The 24,798-nt window shown below is 44.0% G+C and carries 29 protein-coding genes; 15 read left to right on the forward strand and 14 right to left on the reverse strand.

Annotation, left to right across the window (positions count from 1 at the left end; genetic code table 11):
- Positions 1-39 precede the first annotated feature (39 nt).
- The 9 genes from AC0L6V_RS20405 to AC0L6V_RS20445 all read left to right on the forward strand — a co-directional run bounded on the left by AC0L6V_RS20405 (position 40) and on the right by AC0L6V_RS20445 (position 8,321).
- Positions 40-504 carry a GNAT family N-acetyltransferase gene (locus AC0L6V_RS20405; RefSeq protein WP_265220157.1) on the forward strand — a complete coding sequence of 155 codons (465 nt, stop codon included), beginning with the start codon at positions 40-42 and terminating at the stop codon, positions 502-504.
- Positions 504-1,232, forward strand: coding sequence for a GDSL-type esterase/lipase family protein (locus AC0L6V_RS20410; RefSeq protein ID WP_265220325.1), 729 nt, complete (start codon positions 504-506; stop codon positions 1,230-1,232). The genes AC0L6V_RS20405 and AC0L6V_RS20410 overlap by 1 nt, the downstream gene beginning before the upstream one ends.
- A gap of 112 nt (positions 1,233-1,344) precedes the next feature.
- On the forward strand, positions 1,345-2,430 hold the full coding sequence (locus tag AC0L6V_RS20415; RefSeq protein WP_265220158.1) for a TRAP transporter substrate-binding protein: 1,086 nt from the start codon (positions 1,345-1,347) through the stop codon (positions 2,428-2,430).
- A gap of 109 nt (positions 2,431-2,539) precedes the next feature.
- Positions 2,540-3,079 carry a TRAP transporter small permease subunit gene (locus AC0L6V_RS20420; protein ID WP_409418999.1) on the forward strand — a complete coding sequence of 180 codons (540 nt, stop codon included), beginning with the start codon at positions 2,540-2,542 and terminating at the stop codon, positions 3,077-3,079.
- A gap of 33 nt (positions 3,080-3,112) precedes the next feature.
- Entirely contained in the window at positions 3,113-4,402 is a 1,290-nt protein-coding gene (locus AC0L6V_RS20425; protein ID WP_265220159.1) for a TRAP transporter large permease, read from the forward strand.
- A 103-nt stretch (positions 4,403-4,505) separates the two neighbouring features.
- Complete coding sequence (locus tag AC0L6V_RS20430) at positions 4,506-5,861, forward strand: cache domain-containing protein (RefSeq protein ID WP_409419000.1); 1,356 nt, start codon at positions 4,506-4,508, stop codon at positions 5,859-5,861.
- 23 nt (positions 5,862-5,884) lie between these two features.
- Positions 5,885-6,517: a response regulator transcription factor gene (locus AC0L6V_RS20435; protein ID WP_265220162.1), complete on the forward strand. Its 633-nt coding sequence runs from the start codon at positions 5,885-5,887 to the stop codon at positions 6,515-6,517.
- A 140-nt stretch (positions 6,518-6,657) separates the two neighbouring features.
- Positions 6,658-7,464 (forward strand): endo alpha-1,4 polygalactosaminidase, encoded by an 807-nt coding sequence (locus AC0L6V_RS20440; protein WP_418138560.1) that lies wholly within the window; start codon positions 6,658-6,660, stop codon positions 7,462-7,464.
- 23 nt (positions 7,465-7,487) lie between these two features.
- Positions 7,488-8,321 carry an AraC family transcriptional regulator gene (locus AC0L6V_RS20445; RefSeq protein ID WP_265220164.1) on the forward strand — a complete coding sequence of 278 codons (834 nt, stop codon included), beginning with the start codon at positions 7,488-7,490 and terminating at the stop codon, positions 8,319-8,321.
- Between the two features lie 12 nt (positions 8,322-8,333).
- On the opposite strand, the gene AC0L6V_RS20450 is transcribed toward AC0L6V_RS20445, so the two are convergent.
- A complete protein-coding gene (locus tag AC0L6V_RS20450) occupies positions 8,334-8,924 on the reverse strand; it encodes a LysE family translocator (RefSeq protein ID WP_265220165.1) in 591 nt (196 codons plus the stop codon).
- Positions 8,925-9,091: 167 nt separating this feature from the next.
- Between AC0L6V_RS20450 and AC0L6V_RS20455 the strand changes: the two genes are divergently transcribed.
- Complete coding sequence (locus AC0L6V_RS20455; RefSeq protein WP_265220166.1) at positions 9,092-9,388, forward strand: Dabb family protein; 297 nt, start codon at positions 9,092-9,094, stop codon at positions 9,386-9,388.
- A 68-nt stretch (positions 9,389-9,456) separates the two neighbouring features.
- On the opposite strand, the gene AC0L6V_RS20460 is transcribed toward AC0L6V_RS20455, so the two are convergent.
- A complete protein-coding gene (locus AC0L6V_RS20460; RefSeq protein ID WP_265220167.1) occupies positions 9,457-10,146 on the reverse strand; it encodes a type 1 glutamine amidotransferase domain-containing protein in 690 nt (229 codons plus the stop codon).
- A gap of 154 nt (positions 10,147-10,300) precedes the next feature.
- On the opposite strand from AC0L6V_RS20460, the gene AC0L6V_RS20465 reads away from it, so the two are divergent.
- The 3 genes from AC0L6V_RS20465 (at position 10,301) to AC0L6V_RS20475 (ending at position 13,228) form a co-directional block, all read left to right on the forward strand.
- On the forward strand, positions 10,301-11,194 hold the full coding sequence (locus tag AC0L6V_RS20465; protein ID WP_409419002.1) for a LysR family transcriptional regulator: 894 nt from the start codon (positions 10,301-10,303) through the stop codon (positions 11,192-11,194).
- A 170-nt stretch (positions 11,195-11,364) separates the two neighbouring features.
- Positions 11,365-12,678: a HAMP domain-containing protein gene (locus tag AC0L6V_RS20470; RefSeq protein WP_418138561.1), complete on the forward strand. Its 1,314-nt coding sequence runs from the start codon at positions 11,365-11,367 to the stop codon at positions 12,676-12,678.
- A 34-nt stretch (positions 12,679-12,712) separates the two neighbouring features.
- Positions 12,713-13,228, forward strand: a complete 516-nt coding sequence (locus AC0L6V_RS20475) for a methyl-accepting chemotaxis protein (RefSeq protein WP_321160378.1) — start codon at positions 12,713-12,715, stop codon at positions 13,226-13,228.
- Positions 13,229-13,334: 106 nt separating this feature from the next.
- Here AC0L6V_RS20475 and AC0L6V_RS20480 read toward each other — a convergent pair whose 3' ends face one another.
- Positions 13,335-14,990 carry a methyl-accepting chemotaxis protein gene (locus tag AC0L6V_RS20480; protein ID WP_265220171.1) on the reverse strand — a complete coding sequence of 552 codons (1,656 nt, stop codon included), beginning with the start codon at positions 14,988-14,990 and terminating at the stop codon, positions 13,335-13,337.
- Between the two features lie 214 nt (positions 14,991-15,204).
- Between AC0L6V_RS20480 and AC0L6V_RS20485 the strand changes: the two genes are divergently transcribed.
- Together AC0L6V_RS20485 and AC0L6V_RS20490 are read left to right on the forward strand one after the other, a co-directional pair.
- Positions 15,205-15,567 carry a hypothetical protein gene (locus tag AC0L6V_RS20485; RefSeq protein ID WP_265220172.1) on the forward strand — a complete coding sequence of 121 codons (363 nt, stop codon included), beginning with the start codon at positions 15,205-15,207 and terminating at the stop codon, positions 15,565-15,567.
- A gap of 24 nt (positions 15,568-15,591) precedes the next feature.
- Positions 15,592-16,146, forward strand: coding sequence for a cysteine hydrolase family protein (locus AC0L6V_RS20490; RefSeq protein WP_265220173.1), 555 nt, complete (start codon positions 15,592-15,594; stop codon positions 16,144-16,146).
- Between the two features lie 46 nt (positions 16,147-16,192).
- Here the strand turns inward: AC0L6V_RS20490 and AC0L6V_RS20495 are convergent, their stop codons facing one another.
- From AC0L6V_RS20495 to AC0L6V_RS20545, 11 genes are all read right to left on the reverse strand, one after another.
- Entirely contained in the window at positions 16,193-16,456 is a 264-nt protein-coding gene (locus AC0L6V_RS20495; RefSeq protein ID WP_418138562.1) for an ATP-binding cassette domain-containing protein, read from the reverse strand.
- On the reverse strand, positions 16,447-16,962 hold the full coding sequence (locus tag AC0L6V_RS20500) for an ATP-binding cassette domain-containing protein (RefSeq protein ID WP_418138563.1): 516 nt from the start codon (positions 16,960-16,962) through the stop codon (positions 16,447-16,449). The genes AC0L6V_RS20495 and AC0L6V_RS20500 overlap by 10 nt, the downstream gene beginning before the upstream one ends.
- 3 nt (positions 16,963-16,965) lie before the next feature.
- Positions 16,966-17,925: a Fe(3+) dicitrate ABC transporter permease subunit FecD gene (gene fecD, locus AC0L6V_RS20505; RefSeq protein WP_265220175.1), complete on the reverse strand. Its 960-nt coding sequence runs from the start codon at positions 17,923-17,925 to the stop codon at positions 16,966-16,968.
- On the reverse strand, positions 17,922-18,923 hold the full coding sequence (locus AC0L6V_RS20510; RefSeq protein WP_409419004.1) for an iron chelate uptake ABC transporter family permease subunit: 1,002 nt from the start codon (positions 18,921-18,923) through the stop codon (positions 17,922-17,924). The genes fecD and AC0L6V_RS20510 overlap by 4 nt, the downstream gene beginning before the upstream one ends.
- Entirely contained in the window at positions 18,920-19,840 is a 921-nt protein-coding gene (locus AC0L6V_RS20515; protein ID WP_265220178.1) for a Fe(3+) dicitrate ABC transporter substrate-binding protein, read from the reverse strand. The genes AC0L6V_RS20510 and AC0L6V_RS20515 overlap by 4 nt, the downstream gene beginning before the upstream one ends.
- 149 nt (positions 19,841-19,989) lie before the next feature.
- Positions 19,990-20,769 (reverse strand): substrate-binding domain-containing protein, encoded by a 780-nt coding sequence (locus AC0L6V_RS20520; protein ID WP_346433248.1) that lies wholly within the window; start codon positions 20,767-20,769, stop codon positions 19,990-19,992.
- 49 nt (positions 20,770-20,818) lie between these two features.
- Positions 20,819-21,001: a LacI family DNA-binding transcriptional regulator gene (locus AC0L6V_RS20525; protein WP_418138564.1), complete on the reverse strand. Its 183-nt coding sequence runs from the start codon at positions 20,999-21,001 to the stop codon at positions 20,819-20,821.
- Between the two features lie 186 nt (positions 21,002-21,187).
- Positions 21,188-21,679, reverse strand: coding sequence for a gluconokinase (locus AC0L6V_RS20530; RefSeq protein WP_265220179.1), 492 nt, complete (start codon positions 21,677-21,679; stop codon positions 21,188-21,190).
- 83 nt (positions 21,680-21,762) lie between these two features.
- Positions 21,763-23,079 (reverse strand): TRAP transporter large permease, encoded by a 1,317-nt coding sequence (locus AC0L6V_RS20535; RefSeq protein WP_265220180.1) that lies wholly within the window; start codon positions 23,077-23,079, stop codon positions 21,763-21,765.
- Complete coding sequence (locus AC0L6V_RS20540; protein WP_265220181.1) at positions 23,072-23,629, reverse strand: TRAP transporter small permease subunit; 558 nt, start codon at positions 23,627-23,629, stop codon at positions 23,072-23,074. Before AC0L6V_RS20540 ends, AC0L6V_RS20535 begins: the two co-directional genes overlap by 8 nt.
- Before the next feature lie 84 nt (positions 23,630-23,713).
- On the reverse strand, positions 23,714-24,730 hold the full coding sequence (locus AC0L6V_RS20545; protein ID WP_265220182.1) for a TRAP transporter substrate-binding protein: 1,017 nt from the start codon (positions 24,728-24,730) through the stop codon (positions 23,714-23,716).
- Between the last annotated feature and the right edge of the window lie 68 nt (positions 24,731-24,798).

Raw genomic sequence — 24,798 nt, forward strand, 5'->3', positions numbered from 1 at the left:
TATTATTTTGCCTATCCAGTTTCAACGTAAGGACACAAGATGTTTACCATTCGCCCTGCCGATTTTCCACAAGACAATGACAATGTATTGGCTATCTTTCGTGAGTATATTACGTCGGCGCCAGTTAGCTTGGACTATCAGCAAAATGAACAAGAGTTTGCTGTTTTAGATGAAAAATACTCACATCCTAAGGGGATGGTTTTACTGATCTGGAAAGATAATGAGGTCGTCGGCTGCGGGGCTTTTCGTCGAGTAGACGAGAAGGTATGTGAAATGAAACGTGTTTATGTTCGTCCTAGCGAGCGCGGCCATCAATTAGGTGAGAGGCTGGTGACTAGGTTAATGGAATGCGCCAAGCAACATGGTTATCAGCGTATGTGTCTTGATGTTTTGGCGGATTTTGACACTGCACGACGTTTGTATGTCCGCTTGGGTTTTGAACCTTGTGATCCGGTGAGTTACAACCCCATTCCAGGAACGCATTTTTTAGGGTGTGATTTGTGATGAAAGCAGCAAAGCAATTACCGACGGAGCCTTTATCTATCAAGGCCATGCCACAAGAAACCCTTTGGTGGTTACCTCGCCATGAGGAAAAGCTCGCAGAAAAAGATGCCATGGAGCGAGTGGATTTAGTGTTCCTTGGGGATTCCATCACGCAAGCTTGGGAGAAAGAAGGGGCGGATGCGTGGGATGTCTATTATCGCCCAAGGAATGCGCTAAATCTGGGTTTTAACGGGGATAAAACAGAGAATGTATTATGGCGACTTGCCCATGGGGAGCTTGATAATATTGCGCCTAAGCTGTTGGTATTGTTGATCGGTACAAACAACTCTGGTCATCGCATGGACAAGGCCGAAGACACGGCGTTAGGTATTAAGCAGATCCTGTCTGTATTGGCAGAAAAGCTACCACAGACTAAAGTATTGCTTTTGGGCATTTTCCCTCGTAGCGCGAAACCAACGCAAAAGCTTCGTAAGTTGAATGACGAAGTGAATCAGATTATTTGCACTTATGCGGATGATAAAAGAGTGTTTTTTCGTGATATAAATTCTGTTTTTTTAGATGAAGACGGTCATCTAATCAGTGATGTAATGAATGACTTTTTGCATCCCAACTCGAGTCAATATCAGGTTTTTGCAGAGGCGATAGAACCTTATGTTGCTCAATTGATGACGTCAGATTTGTCGAATGCTTTAAACCATCTAAGTAGTAATACGGAGTCTTCTACGTAGTTTCCGCTTTCTTATTCGGTATTCTTACGAATTGTTTACACTTTTCATTCGCGTGATTATTTGTCCTGCTCGATCTTAAAAAAAACAATAAGACCACAGGACGATAAAACTGATGAAATCTTTAAAACTCACCACGCTGGTTGCGGCGACGGCCGTAACACTTAGTGCTTTTTCTTTGCCTGCATTGGCAGCGGAAAAAGTATACAAACTGACCATGGCTGAAACTTGGGCCTCTAATTTCCCTATCTTTGGTGATGCACCAAGAAACATGGCGCGTATTGCGGATGAAATGTCTGGCGGCCGTTTAAAAATCACCATTGATTCTGCCAACAAACACAAAGCTCCTTTGGGTGTGTTTGACATGGTGCGTTCTGGTCAGTACGACATGGGCCATTCTGCGTCTTACTATTGGAAAGGCAAGGTGCCAAATACCCTGTATTTTACTACCATGCCATTTGGCATGATCACGCCTGAGCAGTACGGTTGGTTCTATTATGGCGGCGGTATGGATCTGATGCAGAAGGTGTATCAACCGTTTGGCTTGCTGTCTTTCCCTGGTGGTAATACAGGCAACCAAATGGGCGGCTGGTTCCAAAAAGAGATCAACAGCGTTGACGACCTTAAAGGTTTAAAAATGCGTATCCCAGGCTTCGCGGGTGAAGTCATGGCGAAGTTGGGTGCTAGTCCGACCAATATTGCGGTTGGAGAGCTTTATACCGCTTTGGAGCGTCGCACCATCGATGCCCTAGAGTGGGTAGGACCGTCATTGGACATGGATCTTGGCTTCCATAAAATCGCGCCTTATTACTACACTGGTTGGCATGAGCCAGCAACAGAACTGCAATTTTTGGTTAACGAACGTTCTTGGAAAAAATTACCCGACGATCTTCGTGAAATCTTGCGTACTTCTATGAAGCTCGCGTCTTACGACATGTACATTCAGTCTTATCATGAAAGTGCTGAGAACTGGTCTAAGATGTCAACAGAATACCCAGATGTGCAAATCAAAACTTTTCCAAAAGAAGTATTACAGGCAATGAAAAATGCCAACCAAGAGTTGCTTGAAGAAGCGGCAGCTAAAGACCCGTTGGCTAAGGAAATTTTGGATTCTCAAGCGGCTTATCTTAAAAAGGTTCGCGTTTGGACCAATATCTCTGACCGTGCCTACCTAGACAGTATTGACAGTTTAGCGGACTAAAACCTCCCAGCATGGCGAATAAGAACCCTTCGCCATGCTTTTTTCTAGAAGCAACTTTTGCAACATGCCACAAGCATACACATTCTGCAGAACTTGCTAGGAGTTTGTTATGTTTTTGATCGGTCTAGAACGAGGCATTACTCGTTTCTCTAACTTCCTTGGCGTGCTATCAACCCTGTTGTTTATCGCCTTACTTTTTAATGTTTTTTATGACGTTTTGATGCGCTATGCCTTCAATAATGTATCGATCGGGATGCAAGAGTTGGAGTGGCATTTGTATGCAGCGATTTTTTTGTTGGGTATTCCCTATGGAATTCAGCATGGCGGCCATGTTCGTGTGGATTTGATTTATGAAAACTTGTCAATCCGTGGCAAAGCATGGATTGATTTATTTGGTTGTGTGTTTTTTCTTATCCCTTTTGCGTTGCTGGTTGGTTATTACGGCGTAGGCTTTGCTCATGAAGCTTATGCGCTTGGTGAAACCAGTGGTGATCCGGGTGGGTTACCTTATCGCTGGATTATTAAAGCGGTGATTCCGTTTGCCTTTTTTTCTATGGCGATCAGTGGTTTGGGGATGATTATTCGCTGCATTAATGTGCTGCGTGGCGTCAGTGAAGAAGGCTTTTCACATCCGCCGATTCAACATTGATTCTTGTCACCATTTTAAGCTTGTAGGTTATTTATGATTGGAATAATCATGTTTTTTGTTGCCCTAGTCATGCTGTTACTAGGCTTTCCTGTCGCCTTTACCTTTGGTGGTATCGCTTTAATCTTCGGTGTTTTTGCGGAAGGTTTTGATATGTTTGCCTTTATGCCGTTTCGCATTCAGAGCTACATGGAAAATACCGTAATGATGGCGGTGCCTTTGTTTGTTTTCATGGGCATCGTGCTGCAAAAAACCAAATTGGCAGAACAGCTGCTAGAAGCCATGGGCAAACTGTTTGGTGGCGTTCGTGGTGGTTTGGCGATATCTACCGTGTTAGTGGGGGCTTTGTTAGCGGCGTCTACCGGTGTGGTGGGGGCCAGTGTGGTGGCCATGGGATTGATCTCTCTACCTGTGATGCTGAAGTATAACTACAGTAAATCTTTAGCATGTGGGACGATTTGCGCATCAGGGACGCTGGGGCAAATTATTCCTCCTTCGATTATTTTGATCATCCTAGGCGATGTTATTCGTATTCCAGTAGGGGATTTGTTTCAAGCGGCGTTGCTGCCAGGTATGGTGCTGATCGGCTGCTATATTGTGTACATTTTGATTTTGACTTTTTTGAAGCCTGAATTAGCGCCTGCTATGCCACAAGAGCTAGATGGTGAGACTCGCGCCCAACAAATTCGCAGTGCTTTAAAAGCGATTATTCCGCCATTGGCTTTGGTATTAATCGTTTTGGGATCTATTTTTACGGGTATTGCGACGCCAACAGAGTCATCTGCGTTGGGGGGAGTGGGTGCTATTATTTTGGCGCTTTTTTACCGTCAATTTAGCTGGAAAATGCTTTATGACAGTGGTTTAGAAACGGTCAAAGTAACGGCCATGGTGTTCGCTATCCTGATGGGGGCAACGGCCTTCTCGATGGCCTTCAGTTATACCGGTGGTGATGCAATAGTTGAAGAAGTGTTGCTTAATCTACCCGGCGAAAAATGGGGCTTTATTATCTTAGCGATGGTTGCCATTTTAGTGTTGGGTTTTTTTATCGACTTTGTTGAGATTGCCTTCATTATTGTGCCAATCTTGGTGCCTGTGGCGGAAGCATTAGGGATTAACATGGTGTGGTTCGCGATCTTGATTGCGATGAATTTGCAGACCTCTTTTTTAACGCCTCCTTTCGGGTTCAGCTTATTTTATTTAAAAGGCGTCGCTCCTAAGTCGGTGCGTACAATGCATATTTATAAAGGCGTAACGCCGTTTATTTTGATCCAGATCTTAGTTTTAGTCAGTATTATGATCTTTCCTGAATGGTATGGGATGCACTAATTCTGTTTTTATTATGTAATAGAGAAAAGCGGACAAGAGTCCGCTTTTCTCGTATGCGCCGTTTTATTCGGTGACCTTATAATAATAAAAAAGGTCTTTCTCCATGAGATTAAAAAGTAAGATTATCTTGCTTGCTGTCGCGCCATTAATTGTCGCCACGACAATTATTACCTATTTGGGCTTTCAGTCCGCCCGTGATTTGGCTGAGCAAGAGCTGGCTATTTACGAGTTCAATTTAGTCGATGCTAAAAAACAAGCCTTAAAAAATCATGTCAATATTGCTATGTCGGCCATTCGTCCCATCTTAGAAGACGATCAATTAGAGGATGCGGAAGCGCAATATCAGGTAAAAAAAATTCTGGCCGGATTAAGTTATGAGGACGATGGTTATTTTTTTGCTTATGAAATGTCCGGCGTGAATCTAGTCCACCCAACACAGCCAGATTTTGTGGGCAAAAACCTATGGAACTTTCAGGATCGCACCGGGAATTATTTGATTCAGGGCTTAATTCGTGCGGCTCAAGCGGGTGGTGGATATCACCGATATATCTGGGAGAAGCCGCCACTAATGAAACAAGAAGACAAATTAGGTTATGTGGTCGCCATTGATCGTTGGGATTGGATGATGGGCACAGGCTTGTATTTAGATGATATTTACGCCGAGCTTGCTAAAACAAAAAGCATTATGAATGACAATATTCAGCGCAGCTTTTTTGCCGTGATTGAAGTGGTTGTTGTTACGGTTGTGCTGGTCATATTGCTGGGTCTTGCGATTAATCTTCATGAACATAAATTAGCCGATTCTAGATTAAAAGAGTTAGCGCAGCGCTTTATGCGTTTGCAAGTCAATGAAAGGCGAGGTTTTTCTCGAGAGTTGCATGACGGTATTAATCAGCTATTGGTAAGTTGTAAGTTTCGTATTGAATTAGCAGAAAATAAATTAAAACGTGATCATGAAAAAGAAGTGATTCATCAGGAACTGGCCAAAGCGGGGGATTTGATTAATCAAACCATCAGCGAAGTGCGTCAAATTTCGCATAATTTACGACCGACTCTATTAGATGATCTAGGCTTAGATACAGCCCTGAGAGCCCTAGTTGATCAATTTATGGAGCGTACCAGAATAAAAGTAGCTTATCGTTTTGAGGTGGTATCAAACATACCGGATGAAATTGAAATTACTATCTATCGTTTGACCCAAGAAGCGTTAACTAATATTGAAAAACATGCCCAAGCCAAAAATATTACCTTACATGTCTGGCAGTCTTATCGACACATTGGGTTCGAGTGCTTGGATGATGGCTGCGGTTTTTCTCAGAAGAGTGTGTTGTCTTCCGGTATTGGCTTGATCAATATGCGAGAACGGCTCGAACTAATTGGCGGCGATTTTACATTAGAGTCCCAGCGTGGCAAAGGCACAAAGGTGCAGGCATTATTACCCTTGGAGCAAGGATTTTAACCGCCTAGAGAAGAGTGATAATAATGATAAAAAAGATTCGAGTGCTGTTGGTAGATGATCATATGTTGGTGTTGGATGGTCTTCAAGCGCGTTTGGAGTTAGAAGGCAATATTGACATCATTGCGACGGCGTCAAATGGTTTGGAAGCGCTTGAAAAAGCCAAAGACACAGAGCCAGATTTGGTTTTAATGGATGTTTCTATGCCTGTTTTAAATGGTTTAGAGGCCACTAAGCGTTTTAAAGCAGAACAACCCCATGTCAAAATACTGATGCTCAGTATGCACAATGATAAAGAATATATTTTGTCTTTAATTCAGTCTGGTGCGAATGGGTATGTGTTAAAAGATGTGTCTTCGGAAGAGCTAGTACAAGCGATTAATACTGTGTATCAGGGAGGAACGTATTTTAGTTCTGGTGCGTCTGATTCTCTTTTTTCTCAGGTAGTTCCTAACTTATCTTGTGAAGAATTGAGTAAACGGGAAATGGCAGTTTTAAAAGCACTTGCGATGGGTTTGTCTAATAAAGAAATTGCCTTATCGTTAAACATCAGTGTGAGGACCGTTGAAACCCATCGGCAAAATCTTAAAAACAAACTGAATATTCACACGTCCGCTGGTTTGGTGAAATATGCACTCGCTCACCAGTTAATTGATTAACGGTGCTTGCCTTGTAAGCAAGAGCAAATGGAATGTTTTCTTAGATTGTAAGCCTTTCTTTGCATAACAAGGTAGAGTAGGACTACGGCAACCGTGTCGTGGGCTTTTTAGTAAGCTTTTTCTGACAAATGGAGTCCACTATGCGTGTTTTACTTTTTCCATTCATTGTAATGTGTTTGCTTTTTTCGTCTTTTTTTTCGACTGTGTACGCCGCTGATGATTGGTATCGTCCGCCTGTTGGTGTAACTTGGCAATGGCAATTAGATGGTGTCGTTAATGAAGATTACGATGTGGATTTATATGACATCGATTTATTTGATTCGTCTGTTGAACTGATTCAACGTCTACAAGCATCCGGTAAAAAAGTCATTTGTTATTTTTCCGCGGCTTCATACGAAGATTGGCGACCGGATGCCGCAGATTTTTCCGCGCAAGACTTAGGCAAAACTTTGAAAGGTTGGGACGATGAGCGCTGGTTAGATATTCGCTCCAGTCAAGTGCGTGATGTGATGGTTCGCCGGCTTCGTTTGGCTACTGAAAAAGGGTGTGATGGTGTGGAGCTCGACAACGTGGACAGTTACCGCACTAATACAGGTTTTTCTTTTCGAGCTAATGATCAGCTGGATTATAATCGATTTTTGGCGACGCAAGCCCATCAATTAGGCTTAGGGATTGGTTTGAAGAACAATCCAGACCAGGCCCGAACCTTGAGTAGTGACTTTGATTTTGCCGTGACAGAGCAATGTTTTGAATATTCTGAGTGTCGTTCTTACTTGGGCTTTATTCAAGCTGGGAAGCCAGTTTTAAACGCTGAATATCGTAGAATTTATGTGGACGATGAGTCAGAGCGTAACAGTATGTGTCAGCAATCTCAGCGCTTAGCGTTCAGCACTTTGGTTTTGCCCAAAATGTTAGATGATCAATTTCGCCTAAGCTGTGTGCCGTAATTTTATATTGATAGGATGACGAAATGACGCCTTCTACACATCCGCTTTTCTGGCGAGATCCAGCTTTGCCTTTTGTGGAGCTTCGCCAAGTATTAGATGGCCGAAAAGTGAGCTACGCACCGCATTCCCACCAAGAATGGTCTATTGGTGCTATTCTGAAAGGTCAAAGTGAATTTCTGTGTGCAGATCGATTGTACAGCGTTGAGCGTGGTGCTTTGGTGATGATGAATCCAGATGTGGTGCATGCGTGTAATCCTCGCCAAGATTCCCCTTGGGCCTATTACATGATGCATCTTGATAAAAACTGGTTGGCTTCTTTGTTATTTTTTCATGGTATCAGGAAAACGCAATGTTGGCAGAATAGCGTCGCCGATACCTTGTTATCCGCTCAGATATATCAAAGTTTTGTGGCAGTGTGTGAATGTTTAATGGCAACGGATCTTGCCTCTGCTGAAAAGAGGCAAAGGTTGGAAGCCGTGCTGGTGGATGTATTTACTCAGTTAGCATCTGACAATAGCGAATCGGCTACCACTTTGCCGGCCAATAACTTGTATCAAGTCGCACATTATTTGCATCAACACTGTCTACAAGATACCTCTATTGAGCAGATAAGTGCCGAATTTGGTTTCAGCACTGGCTACTTGGTGCGTGCATTTAAGCGTCATTTTAATATGACGCCTCATGCTTATCGTTTGAATCGTCGTATTCAACTTGGTCAGCAAGCGTTGAAGCAAGGGCAAGCCATCGCAGACGTGGCTCAGGCTATTGGCTTTAGCGATCAAGCCCATTTTCAGCGTGTGTTTAAACAGCGAGTAGCCGCTACCCCTGATCAATATCGTCGTTCGCTTTCTTCTTAGAGCTATTACCTCTTAGATCAGTATTAGCGCACAACTTCCTGCCAGTAATATTGCTAAGGTTTTATTTAGCAAGCGCATCTTGGCTGGGCTTTGGAAATACTGCCCGAGTATTTTTCCTACCCACACCCAAACGCCTAAAGACAGCCAACAGATAGGTAGATATAAGCTCGCAAAAATCATCACTTGCGTTGTTTCGGCGTTGGGAATATACGCGGCAATGCCAGACAGTGATGCCAGCCAAGCTTTTGGATTGAGCCATTGCATAATGGCACCTGTCATAAAGTTGGGGATTTTGTTGTGTTTGTCTGAATTGAGTTCACCGTGATCGGTGAAGAGTTGAAAACTGAGATACACCAGAAAGGCAATACCTAGCCATTGCAGTACTTTGGTAATCCAACTTAATTGGTCAATTAGATAATGCAGACCAAAGCCAATCAGCAAAAACAGCACAATAAAACCGAGTGTCGCCCCTGTGACAAAAACAAGCCCAGTTTTGATGCCGTAACGAGCACTGCTGCTCAGTGAAAGCAGGTTAACCGGTCCAGGTGATAAAGACGCTGCTAAAGCAAATAAAGACATGGAAGCAAGAAGTGAAAGAGTCATTAGGTGTTCCTAAAAAGATAATAAACAGGTGTTTACTATCGTTTTTTTAGAAGTCTTGCGTATTGAACAAAATTGACCTTTTAAGGATTGTTTCGCATATGGCATATTTTTAGCGACAAAGGCGGAGTATGATTTTGCGAAATCATCTTATTTCATCAGGAGTTCTCATGATTCGTCATGTACTGTTTATAAAGTTCAAGGCAGATGCGACCGCAGAAGCCATCTCAAGGTGTTTCAATCATTTTGATTCGATTAAAAGCAAGATTGCCGGTATTGAAGCGGTTGAATGGGGCGTAAACATGAGTAAAGAGGGGCTTAATAAAGACTACTCCCACTGCGTATTTATGACCTTTGTTGATGATGCGGCTCTGGATCATTATATCCCGCATCCAGATCACGACGCTTTAAAAGCACAGCTTGTGCCGATTTTAGAAGACATTATCGTCTTCGATTACGCCTTATAAGAATAAAGCCCGCCTTAAGTTTCCTTGAGGCGGGCTTTTTATCGCTTATCTTAATTGACTAAGGAGGTTTATTTAGCCAGTTGAGCCAATAGTTTCTCAGCGACTAGTTCAGAACTTGCAGGATTTTGACCTGTGATCATCAAGCCATCTTGGACCGCGAAAGGTGTCCAATCTGCTGTGTTTTTGTAATCCGCGCCACGTTTCTTCATTTCATCTTCTAACAAGAAAGGCACAACCTCTGTTAATTGCACAGCCGCTTCTTCGCTGTTAGTAAAACCTGTCACGGTTTTACCCTTGATGAAGTACTCGCCGTCAGCGTCTTTGATGTTTAAGAAAGCGCTTGGTGCGTGACACACAGAAGAGATTGGCTTGTTCGCTGCGATGAAGCTTTCGATCAAGGCAATGGATTCTTCGTTTTCAGTCAAATCCCAAAGTGGGCCATGGCCGCCTGGATAGAAGATGGCATCGAAGTCTTCTTGTTTCATATCGCTAAGTTTTACCGTGTTAGCGATCACGTCTTGCGCGGCCTGGTCTTTGTAAAAGCGTTCCGTTGCTTTGGTTTGCGCATCTGGCGCTGTGCTGTTTGGGTCAATAGGTGCTTGGCCGCCTTTTGGCGTAGCAACCGTGACTTCTGCGCCAGCATCAAGAAACGCATAATAAGGAGCGGCAAACTCTTCTACCCAAAAGCCTGTCTTGTGACCTGTATCACCCAAATCTGAATGTGATGTTAGAACGACTAGAATTTTCTTCGTACTCATATTTACCTCCTGAATGCGTCAGTGGTTGATTAATTAACTTGCGATTAGTCTATCTAATTTATCTAATGGATATAATGGGAGGATTTTTGACTTAATTGGTTTAATAATTGATACAATTAAACGTATTCCTTAGTGACAAATAAGAGGCATTACTATGGATGTGTCCTTTGAACAGTTAAAAAGCATGGTGGTGTTTGCCCAAGTGGTGGAGCAAGGCAGTTTAACCGCGGCGGCCAAGTTTATGGGGATTTCCCGAGGTGTGGTGAGCTATCACCTGAAAAAATTAGAAGAACAACTGGGTGTCAAACTGCTGAATCGTACCACTCGCTCTTTATCATTGACTGAAACGGGCGAGGCTTATTATCAGCGTTGCCGTGCGATTGCGTTTCAGGCCCATGAAGCGAATTTACAGATAGAGAAAGCCAAACAAGAGCCCGAAGGCAAATTGAAAATTACTTGTCCGGTTAATTTAGGATTGCAGGTGATTGTGCCAGCGCTGAATAAATTTCGAAGGCTTTACCCTTTAATCGAATTGAATGTTTCCTTAAGTGATGAAGTGGTCAATATCATTAAAGATGGTGTCGATCTGGCAATTCGCGGTGCACCGTTACTAGACTCGGGGCTGCAAGCCAGCAAATTAAAAACTTTTGAAACTTGTCTGTGTGGTTCGCCAGAGTATTTTCGACGTCGTGGTCGTCCAATACAGCCTGAAGAGCTTTATGACCATGATTGGGTGGTTTATACACCAGCGGCGAATACAGTACACCTTAGCCAAGGGAATAAATCGTTCAGCTTGTCTGTCCATGGTGCCGTCAGCACGAACAATGCGGCAGCGAGAACCATCTTTTTGGAAGGCGGTAATGGCATAGGGCGCATTCCCATGTACGACGCGCTACCGCGTATCGCTAATGGCAGTTTAGAGCGAATTTTGCCCGATTATAAATGTACGGGAATTGATGTCTATGCGGTTTTTCCACCAGGAACCGCAGAGTCTAAAAAACTTCGCTTGCTGTTAGATTTTATGAAAACGTCGTTTGCTCGGTTTTGATCGAAGAATGTGTTTTGTAATAAGTTTCGCAAAGCATTGTTACAAGCTGTGATGTTTTTTAGGGAATTGTGTGTGAACAGGATCTTCTGTTTTATTTTGATTATCATGGTACGACTACGGATGAAATTTTATATGAGAAGGAATGATTATTTAAATGATAGGAACCTCTTGTGCTGATTAAACACAAATTAATTTTGAATACGGCCTTGCTGATTGTTGCACTGGTTGCCATGTTAGGACTTTTTTACAACACCCAGAGCAATCTTGAAAAACTAACATATGCCAAGAGCTTAGTCTTGCAGCAGAAAGTGGATATGTTGACGTTGCGTCGTAATGAAAAAGATTTCCTTGCCCGTCTTGATCTTTCCTACGAGACAAAATTCAACGAGACTATGACGTCTCTTCTTGAAGATCAGTCCTTACTTGAAAGTATGATGAATGAGTTTTCCATCGAGACAAATAGTTTAAAGGAACTCATGGTGTATTTTAAAGAATATCAAACGAGTTTTACGTCGGTCGTGACGGCTTCTGAAACGCTAGGCTTAACACCAGAGACAGGCTTGCAAGGACAATTACGCAGAGCGGTACACAATATAGAAAGTGAATTGTCTGCGCTAAACCAGGATGCGTTATTAGTAACCATGTTACAGCTGCGTCGCCATGAAAAGGATTTTATGTTGCGCCAAGATCCTAAGTACATAGCTTCTTTTAATCAAACCTTAGACCGATTAGAAAGTAACGTGCAAACAGCTTCATTGCCTGAGGACAAAGTGTCGTTACTGGTTTCCCTTGCTGAACAATATAGTCAGAGTTTTAATCAATACGCAGATGGGAAAAAAGCATTAGGTTTGAATAGCCAAGAAGGTAAGCTATTAGCGATGCGCGAGTCTATTCATAGAACGGAGACTGCGCTCGATAGTTTAGAGTCACAATTAAACGCAGTTATTCAGGCAAAAGCCTCTTTTGCTATGATGATCACGACCATTCTGTGCGGTGTTATTATTGTGCTTGGGGTGTTTGTGGCTTGGATAATAAATCGTACGATCAGTTCAGCCTTGAATACAATTCAAACGACGATGCGAGACATTCAAACTACGCATAATCTGCGTCTGCGTGTTGATCTGCCTGCAAAAGATGAGATTGGTTTTGTTGCGGCTAGTATTAATGAAATGCTGGTGGACTTTAGTCGTGTTATAGCAAACGCCGATCAAACGGTTAAAAATATGAATACGACTACTATTGAGTTGTCAAAAAATGCCGCGCGTACGTCGGACGATGCCCAGAAACAAAGAGCGGAAACTGATATGGTTGCTGTGTCGGTCACGGAAATGGTCGGCACTGTGGAGGATATATCTCGAAATATGGAAATGGCCGCGTCGAAAGCCTTATCCACTCAAGAAAACGCTCGTGAAGGTCAGTTGAAAGTGAGCCTCAGCCATTGGTCGTATACGCCAGCTTTCGGAACGATTAGAAGGTTCTGTTGAAACGGTCAGCGAATTAGCTAAAGAAAGTGAGAGCATTGGCACGGTATTAAATGTGATTCAGGGCATTGCTGAGCAGACTAATTTGTTGGCATTAAATGCGGCAATCGAAGCGGCGAGAGCCGGTGAACAGGGGCGTGGCTTTGCGGTGGTCGCTGATGAGGTACGTGCGTTAGCCAGCCGCACACATTCTGCAACAGAAGAAATTTCTGATATCATTCTTACTTTGCAAGAGCGCACAAAAAGCATTGTCGTGTTAATGGAAGATTGCCGCCAAGATGGTGTCTTAAGCCGTGATGAAGCCGCCATTACAGGCGTGGTGCTTGATCAGATCGTGTTGGATGTAGAGGAAATCTCGACCATGGCAGGGGCGGTATCAACAGCCATTGAACAGCAGACCATTGCCGCCAACGAAATTAGTAAAAACGTCGATACTATTCGTGAAATTACGGAAGATACCACTGAGTCTGTGGCCCTAAATTCGAAAGCAAGCCAAGCGATTGCCGCTCAGGCGGACTCTTTGAATCGCAGTATTTCAATTTTTAAAGTGTGAAAACTTCCAGTGTATTAGTGTACGAGGCTCCTAGTGTAAAACTTGGAGCTTCTGGAGTCAGCTAGCCTACGGATGATAGATGACTCGCTGTCTGATAAGCTGTGAATTAAATCGAAAACCGTTGCACGCTTATTATTAAGCTTTGAGCGATGTCTTTGAGATGATGGGCGGCGTTAGACACTTCATGAACGGCCTCGCTGTTCGACCTGTTGAGTTGAGCGCTCTCTTCGACGCTTTGTGCGACATCATTACTCGCCTTACTTTGCTCGGCTAGAATCAGTGTAATCTGATCCAGTGAGGTTAGGACTTGTCTGGTGCTGTCTTCTATTTCACGCATAGCAACGCCTGTTGCGTCAACACCGTCTATAACGGGCTGCATTTGACTGGCACTGCTTTCCATTACGGCTATCGCTAGCTTAGTGTCTCTTTGAATCGTGTTGATGGTATTGGATATTTCTGCGGTTGATTGGCCTGTTTTTTCAGCAAGAGTGCGAACTTCATCGGCCACCACAGCGAACCCTCTTCCAGTCTCTCCCGCTCTGGCGGCTTCTATTGCGGCATTGAGTGCCAATAAATTGGTTTGGTCTGCAATTTCTTGGATGACGCCAATCACGCTGTATATTTTTTCAGATTGAGACCCTAATTTATGAATAGATTGAGTTGCTTCTTGAATTGATTTGGCAATTTTTTTGATATCGATAATGTTTTGTTGCAGCTGTTTTGCGCCATTAGAGGAGGCATCACGAGCATTACTGGAGAGCTGATGAGCCTCATCTGCACTACCTGATACTTGGCTAATGCCATAGGTTAGTTCTTCTACAGAGGCTGAAATAGTGGTTGAGGTATCGCTTTGTTGAGTACTACTGACTGCGACTTGATGCGATGAGGCAGCCAATTGTTGAGAAGACGTCACTAGGGAGTGGCTGGCATCGCGAATTTGCTCTATGACTTGTCGAAGTGCGACCTGCATTTTATACATCTGGGCGAGCAAGCTGGTCTGATCGTCGGATTTTAGCTGTATAGCTGTGGTTAAGTTTCCCTCTGAAATACTTTTGACAATGTTTGCCGCATAGGCAGGATCGCCGCCAAGCTGGCTCATGACATGACGATTGATCCAAAGTGCTAAAATAACAATCAGCAATACAATGACAGAGCAGATGAGGATAGATCGGTTTAAAGCCGTATGGCTGGTCTCATCCAGAAAGCTTAATTGTTCTGTAATCAAGGTGCTGTATTGTTTTTCTGAGGTTTCGACGAGCGTATCCATGGCGGCTAAGGCTGGACGATCTATGCCTTTAACCATTTTATCTATTTTTTGTCCTGCGGCACTGTCTTTGGGATCAAAGGTGTCTAATGCTATTTGATACTGGTCACTGAGTTGTGTGTGCAATACCGCTAATTCATCTAGATTTCTGGTATTGACATTTAGTGTTTGCATAAGCGTTTTGGCGACGACAAAGTCATGAATAACGTCAGCTCGATGCTGTTTGAATTCCGCTTTGTATTTTTCATAGCTTTGAGGGTCATTGCCTCGGATTAAAGTGTCCTTAAAGGCTTTTACTTGCAGGAGTAAATTCATTTTTGCGTTTTCAATGGCGAGAAGGGTGTTGCTTTGTCGTTGGATGGTTTCGAGATTATTGTGAGTCGTTTGACCGCTGGAAGAAATAGTGAATACACCGCTTATTCCAATTAAGGCTGAACCTAGGATAGCGATAACGGCAAATAACCAAAGTCTGGTCGCAGTTGTAAAGTTTACTATCATGACAAACATCCTTATATCTCGTGGGTGGGATTTTTTATTTAGATAAGGTAAAAGTGTAGTTCAAGGATTTATTTTGTTTTGTCATTTGCTTGGTTGGAAATAGATATTTTATTTATGACAGTGGGCAGCATTAGACTAAAAAAGCAGATAAAGTGCGTATATCAAATGGTTTGTTGATGATTGAAATTTGTATGGGTGATACTGAGGAGGTGTTATGTTGTATCGATTAGTGCTGTGTGTGTTTCTTAGCTTTTTGGCCTCGTTTTCGATGGCTGAGCAAATGTCAGCAGAGGATGAGAAAAAACTCGCAAAAACCGTTGTTGAATTAGAGCGCAGCGTGGCCGTTTTGCAGTTATCCACTGCCTCTTTGGGAGATTACCAGTCTCTTGCTACTAAGATTGCTCACGTTAACGCATTGGAATACCGAGTGAATTTTCTTGGTAACCTGACGTTCTTATTGTTCATGAGTTTAGTGGTTTTCTTTTTTAAATTGCGTCATCAGCAAAAACGACTATTAGCACTTGAACAACGAGAGATTGAAAAGAGCAACCAACAAGAAAGCAAAGACGTGAAATAAGCGTGTTTTTACAAGGATTGAACCATGTCTAACCCCATTGTGTTGATTATTATAGATATGCAGCAAGGCATGTCTTGGCCACAAGCGGGTGAGCGAAATAACCCTGATGCTGAGCATCAAATAGCGGAACTGCTTGCTCACTGGCGCGCCAGTCATGCACCGATTGTCCATGTTCGACATTTATCTACAGAACCTGAGTCGTTGTTTTGGCCTGAGCAAGAAGGAGTCTTGTTTCAGGATGCTTTTCAGCCGTTAGCCTATGAAAAAGTCATTGATAAATCGGTCCCCGATGCTTTTACCTATTCTGATTTGAATATGTGGCTACGCGAGCAAGAAGCGCAAGCTTTGGTGGTAGTCGGTGTTAGTACGAATAATTCAGTGGAATCGACCGTGCGAAGTGCTGGCAATTTAGGTTTTAAGACGTATGTGGTTGGTAGTGCCTGTTTTGCTTTTGAAAAAGATGACTTTTTTGGTCAATTCCGTAGTGCCGATGAGGTTCATGCTATGTCATTGGCAAATTTGCATGGCGAATACGCTACCGTCATTGGCCAAGATGAAGCCTTTGCATTACTGCATTAAATAGCGGCCCAAAGAATCGACATCGCTTGTCAATTAGGCTGGTGAATTACTCCACGACACACATAGGCGTTTTGGCAATTGGGTCTTGATGGATTTGGGCATTCAATGAAAAAACGTCTTTCAGCAGTGTTTGTGTGAGAACCGATTCAGGTGAGCCTTGGGTGATGATGCTGCCTTGTTTCATCACGATGAGGTGGTCACAGTATCGAGCGGCTTGGTTAATATCATGCAGTACAGTAATGATGGTTTTGCCCTGCCTATTGAGCTTACGCAATAAGTGCATCAATTCGACTTGATGACTTAAATCCATGTATGTGGTGGAGCTTCATCGAGCAGTAAGTAGGGCGTATCCTGAGCCAACGTCATCGCTAACCAAACGCGTTGGCGCTGACCACCAGAGAGTTCGCTGACCAATTGATCTGCAAGCTCGGTAATGCCTGTTTCATGCATGACGCTATCTATTATTAGCTGATCTTGCTTGTTAAGTCGTCCCCAAAAACCGGTATATGGACTACGCCCATAGGCGACCAAATCTTTTACTTTTATCCCTTCCGGAATAGGTTGAGTTTGCGGCAATAATGCCAATTGCTGAGCCAATTTTTTGGACGCTATGCTATGAAGATTTTTCCCCTGCCACTGAACGTACCCTTCCATCGGGGAAAGAATGCGCGCCATGGCTTTTAGCAAGGTGGATTTCCCGCAGCCATTTGGACCAAGCAGAGCGATGATTTTCCCTTCAGGAATACTCAAATTAACCTGCTTTACGATGGCTTTATCATGGTAGCCAATGGATAAATTGTGAGTGCTAATAGACATCAATTATTTTGTCCTAAAGAGTAACCAAAGAAAATACGGTGCGCCGATAATGGCGGTCATAATACCAGCGGGTAATTCAATCGGTGGATCAATGGTACGAGCCGCGAGATCGGCCAGCAGCAGCAAAATGGCGCCAACCAACATGGTGGAAGGTAAGAGCAATTGATGGCGTCCACCAACCAGTTTACGAGTTAAATGAGGGGCTACTAAGCCTAGGAAGCCGATTGGACCACAAATCGCGACACATGAGGCAGTGAGTCCAACGGCAATAGCTAGCGAGACTAAGCGCAACGTGCTTGCTTTAACGCCAAGACTAATAGCGCTGTCGTCGCCAAGATGAATAAGATTGAGTGGCTTAGCGAGCCAAAGCGCACAAGGAATAAGCAGTAGCCAAGGCAATAACATAGCAAGTTGATTCCAACCGCGTCCCCATAAACTCCCAGTCAGCCATAATAATGCGTTGTTTATTTCTAAGGGTTTAACCAGCATCAAAAAATCGACACAGCTGGCGTAGAGCGCGGCTAATGCGACACCGGTGATGGCCAGTTTAATCGTGCTACTGTGTCGACCGCATAGCCACCAGAGCATCAGCGCGGCAATCAAGCTGCCGATTAACGCGACAGCAGGCAACCAACCGATATCTGCACTGGGAAAAAACGTCATATAAAAGACAGCGGCTAGCCCCGCCCCATGACTGACACCAAGCACATCCGGTGATGCCAAGGGATTACGAATCACCCCTTGAACCAAGGCGCCAGCAAGGGCCATCATGGCGCCCACTAACATAGCCAAAATAGTACGAGGAAAACGGTATTCATGAACGGTAAAGTAGTTCGCGTTACCGACTTGAAATCCTTCTATAATATGTTTAAAGGGAAGTGATACCGCACCAAACATTAGGTTTGCGAGCAGCAAGCCTAACAAGATAAGCAACAATAGTGGCAGTGAGCGCGAGCCTATCATAAGGTCCTCTTGCGGACGAGATAGATGAAAAACGGTGCGCCGATGAGCGCCAAAATTGCCCCAGCGGGCGTTTCTGCGGGATAAATAATGGCACGACTGACGGTATCCGATAAAACCACTAGGCAAGCACCGAGTATCATGGCAATGGGCAAAAATTTGCGATGGTCTTGCCCCGCCAGCATTCTAGCCATATGAGGAATAAGTAGCCCAACAAAGCCAATGGCGCCTACGCTGCTGATGGCGCTGCCCACTAGCAGCAAGACCAGAAAGCTACTGCCCAATTTCACCCACATAAGCGATACGCCAAGGTTGCGAGCATTATCGTCGCCAAGCTGTAATAGATTGAGCGAGGGGGCAATAAAAAGAGCGCCTAATAATCCGATAATACAGACAGGCCATAAGGCGTCAAAGGTGTGCCATCGGGCATCGGTCAAGCTACCTGCAAGCCAAGTCAGCACCCCAGCGGCTTGGTCCTCTGCGATAATTATCACCGCTTTGGTTAAAGCCGCACACAATGCGGAGATAGCGACACCTGCTAGCACCAATCGGCCATGTTCATTGCCACCACGCCACGCGCTACCCAGTAGCATAACAAAAGCCCATGCAATACCTCCGCCAATGATGGCAGCGGCTGACGTGCCGAGTAAACCAAACCAAGGAGCAATGGTAGAAACCGTTGCCATGCCCAGTGCTGCGCCAGCATTGATGCCCAAAACAGAAGGAGAGGCGAGAGGGTTTTGTGTTAAACCTTGCATAATCACGCCCGCTGCTGCGAGATTGGCTCCCACCATAATACCGATAAGGACTCTGGGCAGTCTTAAATCGTGGACGATATGCTGAGCGATGCTTTCTGCGTTCATATCGTATAAAGCGTGCAGAGCATCCATCGGCGTAATAGTTATTACCGACCAGCTAAATAAGCTGATCCATGAACAAATTAATAAAAGCAGCAACAATGCTAGGCATTGGCCGACAAAAGGCAGGCGTATTGAGATCATTTATTCGTGTTAAAGACCTTAATAAGATCTTGCCCCATGGTTTCGGCTGAAATAATGCCGCGACAACGAGACCAAGTATTAGGGTTAACAGAATAAATATGCTTGTTTTTGGTCGCTTTTAACACAGACCACAGTGGTTCATTTTTCCATTTATCGATGATGCTTGGAGTGACATAATTGCCGACGATAAAGTAGTCAGGATTTACTGCAAGGAATTGCTCTAGGCTGGTTTGGCGATAAGCGTCGTCGCTTCTGCCTGTGTTGGCATTTTTTAAGCCTAAGGCTCGAATCACACCGCCAGCGTAAGAATCGGCGGTATGCAAAAACAGTGCGTCATCACGCGCTACTCCAAATTGCACTTCTTTTCCTTCTGGTAATTGTTTTGCAAAATCGGCCATTCTTTGAGCATGCAGCTTTAAGCGCGCTTGCATTTCGTTGTCTTTGCCAATGGCTTTGCCGATGATAGCGGTGGCGTGAAGGTTCTCTTCATAGTTAGCTCGACGTGACGGCAAAATTAAGGTCGGTGCTATTTTCTGCAGATCCGCATACACCCCTTCATGGCGAGAAATGTCTGCAATGATGAGGTCCGGTTTAAGCGATGCGATGGTTTCAAGGCTGGGCTGAGAGCGTGTACCGACGGATGTCCAATCGCCAATTACATCACGAATTTCTTTTAAAATACGCTCAGGATCTTTGTCGTCGGCAATGCCCACAGGACTGACACCAACAGCCGCCAATGCGTCTACAAAGGAAAGCTCTAATACGACAATGCGTTTTGGAATGTAATCTAGGCTAAATGTGCCCTTACTGTCTTCTACACTATTGTGAATACCGTTTTGTGTAGAAGCAAAGGCGGGGACAGAGAAAGAGAGACACAGTATAAGGGTAGAGAGGGTAATAGCGAAAAAACGCTTCATGAGATAGCCTTTGAGTATGAAGAAAAAACACAATAATGATAACACTTATCAATTATATTTGAAGTGTTTTTCGCGCCAGTCTGGGAGGCTCGTTTTCACTGTTAGATCTGTGTTTAAACATATGCTGTAGCCTAGCAATGAACATGGCATCATATGCTCTCGCCGGCTTCTATTTGGAAGGGCAAATCAATAATGCGTTGTGAAACGGGGTTTCCTTGTAAGCGCGACAGTAAGTGCTCGGCGGCAAGGCGTCCCATTTCTTCGCGGGGTGTGATAACGGTCGCGAGTAAAGGTACCATAGCACGGGAAATATCATGACCATGAAAGCCTGCGATGCCAATGTCTTGTGGCACGTTAATTCCCGCTTTTTGACAAGCATAGAGTGCGCCGATAGCCAAATCGTCATTGGTACAAAAAATACCATCAGTATCAGGTTGTTGCTGTAGGGCATCTTTTAAAAACTTCGCCCCTAATGTGAAGGAGGAAGCGCTGTTGGTTTTTAAGCACAAAGGCACTAAGCCGTTGTCGTGCATGGCGGTTTCATAGCCTTTAATTTTAAATAAGGTGCGTTGGTCCATGCGGGCCGCAAAATAAACAATTTTTTGTCGTCCTTTTTGAATCATGAACTCCGTCATAGCGTAAGCGGCGGCTTGATTATCTATGCCGATGGCTTGTTCTATAGGAGGGGAAACCGAATCCATGATTTCAATCACTGGAATACCAGCGACAGAAAGCATTTTTCTAACACGTTCAGTATGGTAACTTTCAGAAATAATCAGGCCATCGACACCATAGGAGAGCAGGGTAGCGATACGGGATTCCTCTGCTTCTTTGCTATAACCATAGTGAGCCAACATCGTCTGATAGCCAGCAGGTTCAAGTATCGATTCAATTCCACGGATAACTTCAGCGAAAACCTGGTTTGTCAAAGAGGGCAGTAACACACCAATCGCGTGACTTTTTGATTTGGATAAAATATCAGGAGGCTCGGTTTGGTATGTAGCCTAAGTCTTCTAATGCTTCCGCTATTTTGGTTTGTAATGGTACAGAGACTTGCTCTGGGTTTCTAAGAAAACGACTCACGGTCATCTTAGTGACACCAACCAAATCAGCCACGTCTTGTAAAGTAGGGCGCTTATTTTTTGTATTTGAGATTTTCATACCAGTGACGTATCCATGTTTTGTTACACGTAACATTATCATAAGCCATTCATGGCTAGAAACAAAAAATAGCCGTTATTGAGTTGTTTTTTTAATAAAAATAAGATTCATATCGAGAGTAAGTGTTTACTTATTTTATGAAAAGAAGCACAACATATGATTGTGCCTCTTGTTTTAAGGGATCTCTTATTTTTTCGCCAAAAGTGTTAGCGCTTCATTTAACACCACGTCTGCTTCTTGAGAAATGTCGATTACGAAGGCTTCGTCTTCAGTTGGCTCGATCAGGGTGGCGAACTGGCTTTCAAGCATGTTGCGGCCATTAAAATAGTGACCATCACGTTTTTGATGGCGTTGCCAAATGGTATCTATATCACCTTTTAGGTAGATCATGGTGACGTCGTCTAAGCCATTTCGCAGCATGGCGCGATATTCTGGTTTTAATCCAGAGCAGGCGATTACCGCTGTAGGGTTGTCGATCAAGATGGTGTTGAGTGTTGCCAACCAATCCTTGCGATCTTCATCAGTGAGCGGCGTGCCTTGGCGCATTTTGTCTACATTGGCTTGGCTGTGAAAGTCGTCGCCATCAAAAAATGGATAGCCAAGTTTGTCAGCGATGCTTTTGCCTATCAAAGATTTTCCTGAGCCTGATACGCCTAGCACTACAATTCTTTTTGTCATTTTCTGGTTTCCTCATCACCTTGCTGTTACCAGCAAGGTTGTGTCGTTCAAAAAGCCGTATTGAACGGCATGGTCGCAATGGGTTATTTCCACCAAAGGGCCAGCTCAGGGAAGAATATGACCAAGGCGAGTACAAAAACTTGCAGGCCAATAAACGGCAGCAGGGAGCTGAAAATTTCGCCAAGACTAATATCTTTTGGTGCCACAGACTTAAGATAAAACGCTGCAGGACCAAAAGGTGGTGATAGGAAAGATACCTGCATGTTCAAACAGAACACCACACCAAACCAAATAGGGTCTAAGCCAAGTCCGGTGATGATTGGGACAAAGATCGGCATGGTTAATAGTGCAACACCGACCCAATCTAGGAACATACCTAGAACAAACAAGATCAGCATCATGATCATGACAGTGCCCATGACGCTGCCACCACTTAATGACAGGATGATTTCTTCAACGAAATCGATACCGCCCATGAGGTTATAAACACCAACCAGCGCCGTGGCACCAATACCGATCCAGATGATCATGCCGCAAGTACTCATGGTCGCTTTGGCGCTGTCTTTTAGCATGGCAAAATTCAATTCGCCGCGAATCGCCGCGCTAATGAGGATACCAACAACGCCCAGGGCAGAGGCTTCAGTGACCGATGCGATACCTGTATAAATACTGCCCAATACCATCATCACGGTAAGCAATGGAAACAGTAGCGCTTTGAAATAATTAATATCTTCGTCTGCTGCGAGTTCTTCTGCACTAGGAAGTGGTGCGTATTCTGGATGAATACGACACAAGATCAGTACATAAGCCATGTAGGCAAATGCTAGAATAAAAGCAGGCAAAAAGGCGGCTTTAAACAAATCGCCAATGGAAACGCTGGCTGTCAAACCGTAAATAATCAAAACGATACTAGGCGGTAACATGGTGCCCAGTGCGCCACCGGCGCAGGTCGTACCAATTGCCAATTTACGGTTATAACCAAGGCGTAGCATCTGCGGTAACGCCAAAATACCTAGCAGGACGGTTTCACCACCAATCACGCCAGACATTGACGCCAAAACAACGGCAACCAATAAAGTTTGTATTGCTACGCCACCGCGGAGTTTACGACCAAACACTTTCATGGCGTCGAATAAGTCGCGAGCAATGCCTGATCGGTCTAATAACGCGGCCATTAATACAAACATGGGCACGGCAAGGAAAACATAGTCACCAACAAAACTGTATAGACGGCTGGTGATCAAAGGTAAGGCGCCAACACCAAACCAACCAATCGCAAAAATAAGGGCAACCAAAGCGGTAACAAAGGCCAATTGCATGCCAGTTAGCAACAATAAAATCATCGAACCAAGCATGAGTAGGCTGCCGTAGCCTATTCCAATCGCGGACAAATCAAACATCTTTACGTTTCCTTAAGCCATTTAATTCTTGTATTAAGTGCAAGGAAAACTGCACAAACATGATGCACAAAGTGGCAAACACCATACCTTTTACCAAGGCAGGGAACATCGGATCCCAAGCTGACCCAGACGTTTCTAAACGCAAATCTCCTAATGGTGTAAACCAAGAGTCTTGTACCATTTGATAGGCCGCCCAACTAAGCAGACCAGAAAATAATAGCCCCATAATGTGATGAAAAACATTCAGCCAACGGCGTGTTGTATCAGAAACGAGGTCGTATATGAGTACGACGCGAACATGTTTATTAATAGATAGGGCGTAAATACCGCCATAAATAAATAACATACCGCCAAGAAAAGAAGCTGTTTCATGTACCCACATGGTGGGAGCATTAAACACATAGCGCATCAATACTTCATAAAAAGAAATGGCTACGGTAAAAAGAAACAATAGACTGATGGTGTTGCCAAAAGTATAAATCACCTTATCTAACGCATTTCTAGGGCGCTCTGAACTATCAGGCGTCTCTGGATGAATTTCGTTTTTCATGATCATAATCCAATGAAAATCAGGCGCCGATGCAATGTGTCATTGCAGGACGCCTGTTTGCAGGTTTAAAAGGTTTGTCTCAGATTAGAGGAGATCGTTTTCTTCTAGGTATTTGGTAATTGAGTCATACACTTTTTGTGCGTTAGCCGAACCTTTGGCGAATTCAGCCCATTGAGTGCGAGCAATTTCACGGAACTTCTTACGTTCTTCAGCAGACCAATCATGGATAGTGATGTTTGGGTCCGCTTTGGCTGCTTTTACCGCGGCTTGGTCAGCAATACGTAATTGCGTTGTCATGTCTTCGGAGAAGTCACGTACTGAAACCGTTAAGATTGCTTGAATATCGGCTGGTAATGCGTCCCACTTTTTCTTATTCATTGATATATCGATCAATGGTAAAGAGTGGAAACCAGGCTGAACAGGGTGTGTTGCAATGTCGTTCATGCCCGCTTTTTGATTGGTTGAGAAAACCGTGTAGTCAGCGGCGTCGATAACGCCTTTGCTTAGGCCTGTGAATACTTCAGAACCTGGCAGGTTTACTGGAGCGGCACCCGCAGCAGCGAATACACGTTGAACAAGTCCTTCAGGCGCACGCAGTTTTAGGCCTTTTAAGTCCGCGACACTGTCTAGCGGAACACGAGACACTAAAGATTCAACTCCAGTTGTAGAGCCACCGATGAATTTCACACCATAAGGCGCATAAAGTTCATTCATTAGCTCGTAACCACCACCGTAGTTAACGTACTGAAGTAGTTGCTGGGTGTTTGACCATGCGCCCACTGTGTTACCAATTAGGCCAAAGGCTGGATCTTTACCAGAGAAGAATTCAGTAGCCGTAATATGGCCATCTAAAATGCCCATTTTAATACCGTCTAAGGTTTCTGTGTGCTTAAAAATACTGCCTACTGGAAGTAAATCAATTTGTACACGTCCCCCTGTCATCTCCTCGACACGTTGTGTCCATTCTTTTTGAACTTGGAAATTTTTATCACCCGCTGGGTCAGAGGACTGAAATTTAAACTTGTAATCCGCTGCAATCGCTGAGGTAGAAAGGATGCCAGCCATAGTCGCTGTTAGTAAGGTGGTGCTGAATTTATTCATGGTGTTGCTTCCTATTGTTTTTTTTCTATGAACCGTTTGTAGGAAAGTGCCTGATTTTGCGGTATATG

This window comes from Marinomonas sp. G8-14, assembly GCF_055808935.1.

Bases quoted from the DNA above. Each gene is read 5' to 3' on its own strand.
- AC0L6V_RS20405 (WP_265220157.1), top strand. From the start codon at position 40: ATGTTTACCATTCGCCCTGCCGATTTTCCACAAGACAATGACAATGTA.
- AC0L6V_RS20410 (WP_265220325.1), top strand. From the start codon at position 504: ATGAAAGCAGCAAAGCAATTACCGACGGAGCCTTTATCTATCAAGGCC.
- AC0L6V_RS20415 (WP_265220158.1), top strand. From the start codon at position 1,345: ATGAAATCTTTAAAACTCACCACGCTGGTTGCGGCGACGGCCGTAACA.
- AC0L6V_RS20420 (WP_409418999.1), top strand. From the start codon at position 2,540: ATGTTTTTGATCGGTCTAGAACGAGGCATTACTCGTTTCTCTAACTTC.
- AC0L6V_RS20425 (WP_265220159.1), top strand. From the start codon at position 3,113: ATGATTGGAATAATCATGTTTTTTGTTGCCCTAGTCATGCTGTTACTA.
- AC0L6V_RS20430 (WP_409419000.1), top strand. From the start codon at position 4,506: ATGAGATTAAAAAGTAAGATTATCTTGCTTGCTGTCGCGCCATTAATT.
- AC0L6V_RS20435 (WP_265220162.1), top strand. From the start codon at position 5,885: ATGATAAAAAAGATTCGAGTGCTGTTGGTAGATGATCATATGTTGGTG.
- AC0L6V_RS20440 (WP_418138560.1), top strand. From the start codon at position 6,658: ATGCGTGTTTTACTTTTTCCATTCATTGTAATGTGTTTGCTTTTTTCG.
- AC0L6V_RS20445 (WP_265220164.1), top strand. From the start codon at position 7,488: ATGACGCCTTCTACACATCCGCTTTTCTGGCGAGATCCAGCTTTGCCT.
- AC0L6V_RS20450 (WP_265220165.1), bottom strand. From the start codon at position 8,924: ATGACTCTTTCACTTCTTGCTTCCATGTCTTTATTTGCTTTAGCAGCG.
- AC0L6V_RS20455 (WP_265220166.1), top strand. From the start codon at position 9,092: ATGATTCGTCATGTACTGTTTATAAAGTTCAAGGCAGATGCGACCGCA.
- AC0L6V_RS20460 (WP_265220167.1), bottom strand. From the start codon at position 10,146: ATGAGTACGAAGAAAATTCTAGTCGTTCTAACATCACATTCAGATTTG.
- AC0L6V_RS20465 (WP_409419002.1), top strand. From the start codon at position 10,301: ATGGATGTGTCCTTTGAACAGTTAAAAAGCATGGTGGTGTTTGCCCAA.
- AC0L6V_RS20480 (WP_265220171.1), bottom strand. From the start codon at position 14,990: ATGATAGTAAACTTTACAACTGCGACCAGACTTTGGTTATTTGCCGTT.
- AC0L6V_RS20485 (WP_265220172.1), top strand. From the start codon at position 15,205: ATGTTGTATCGATTAGTGCTGTGTGTGTTTCTTAGCTTTTTGGCCTCG.
- AC0L6V_RS20490 (WP_265220173.1), top strand. From the start codon at position 15,592: ATGTCTAACCCCATTGTGTTGATTATTATAGATATGCAGCAAGGCATG.
- AC0L6V_RS20495 (WP_418138562.1), bottom strand. From the start codon at position 16,456: ATGGATTTAAGTCATCAAGTCGAATTGATGCACTTATTGCGTAAGCTC.
- AC0L6V_RS20500 (WP_418138563.1), bottom strand. From the start codon at position 16,962: ATGTCTATTAGCACTCACAATTTATCCATTGGCTACCATGATAAAGCC.
- fecD (WP_265220175.1), bottom strand. From the start codon at position 17,925: ATGATAGGCTCGCGCTCACTGCCACTATTGTTGCTTATCTTGTTAGGC.
- AC0L6V_RS20510 (WP_409419004.1), bottom strand. From the start codon at position 18,923: ATGATCTCAATACGCCTGCCTTTTGTCGGCCAATGCCTAGCATTGTTG.
- AC0L6V_RS20515 (WP_265220178.1), bottom strand. From the start codon at position 19,840: ATGAAGCGTTTTTTCGCTATTACCCTCTCTACCCTTATACTGTGTCTC.
- AC0L6V_RS20525 (WP_418138564.1), bottom strand. From the start codon at position 21,001: ATGAAAATCTCAAATACAAAAAATAAGCGCCCTACTTTACAAGACGTG.
- AC0L6V_RS20530 (WP_265220179.1), bottom strand. From the start codon at position 21,679: ATGACAAAAAGAATTGTAGTGCTAGGCGTATCAGGCTCAGGAAAATCT.
- AC0L6V_RS20535 (WP_265220180.1), bottom strand. From the start codon at position 23,079: ATGTTTGATTTGTCCGCGATTGGAATAGGCTACGGCAGCCTACTCATG.
- AC0L6V_RS20540 (WP_265220181.1), bottom strand. From the start codon at position 23,629: ATGAAAAACGAAATTCATCCAGAGACGCCTGATAGTTCAGAGCGCCCT.
- AC0L6V_RS20545 (WP_265220182.1), bottom strand. From the start codon at position 24,730: ATGAATAAATTCAGCACCACCTTACTAACAGCGACTATGGCTGGCATC.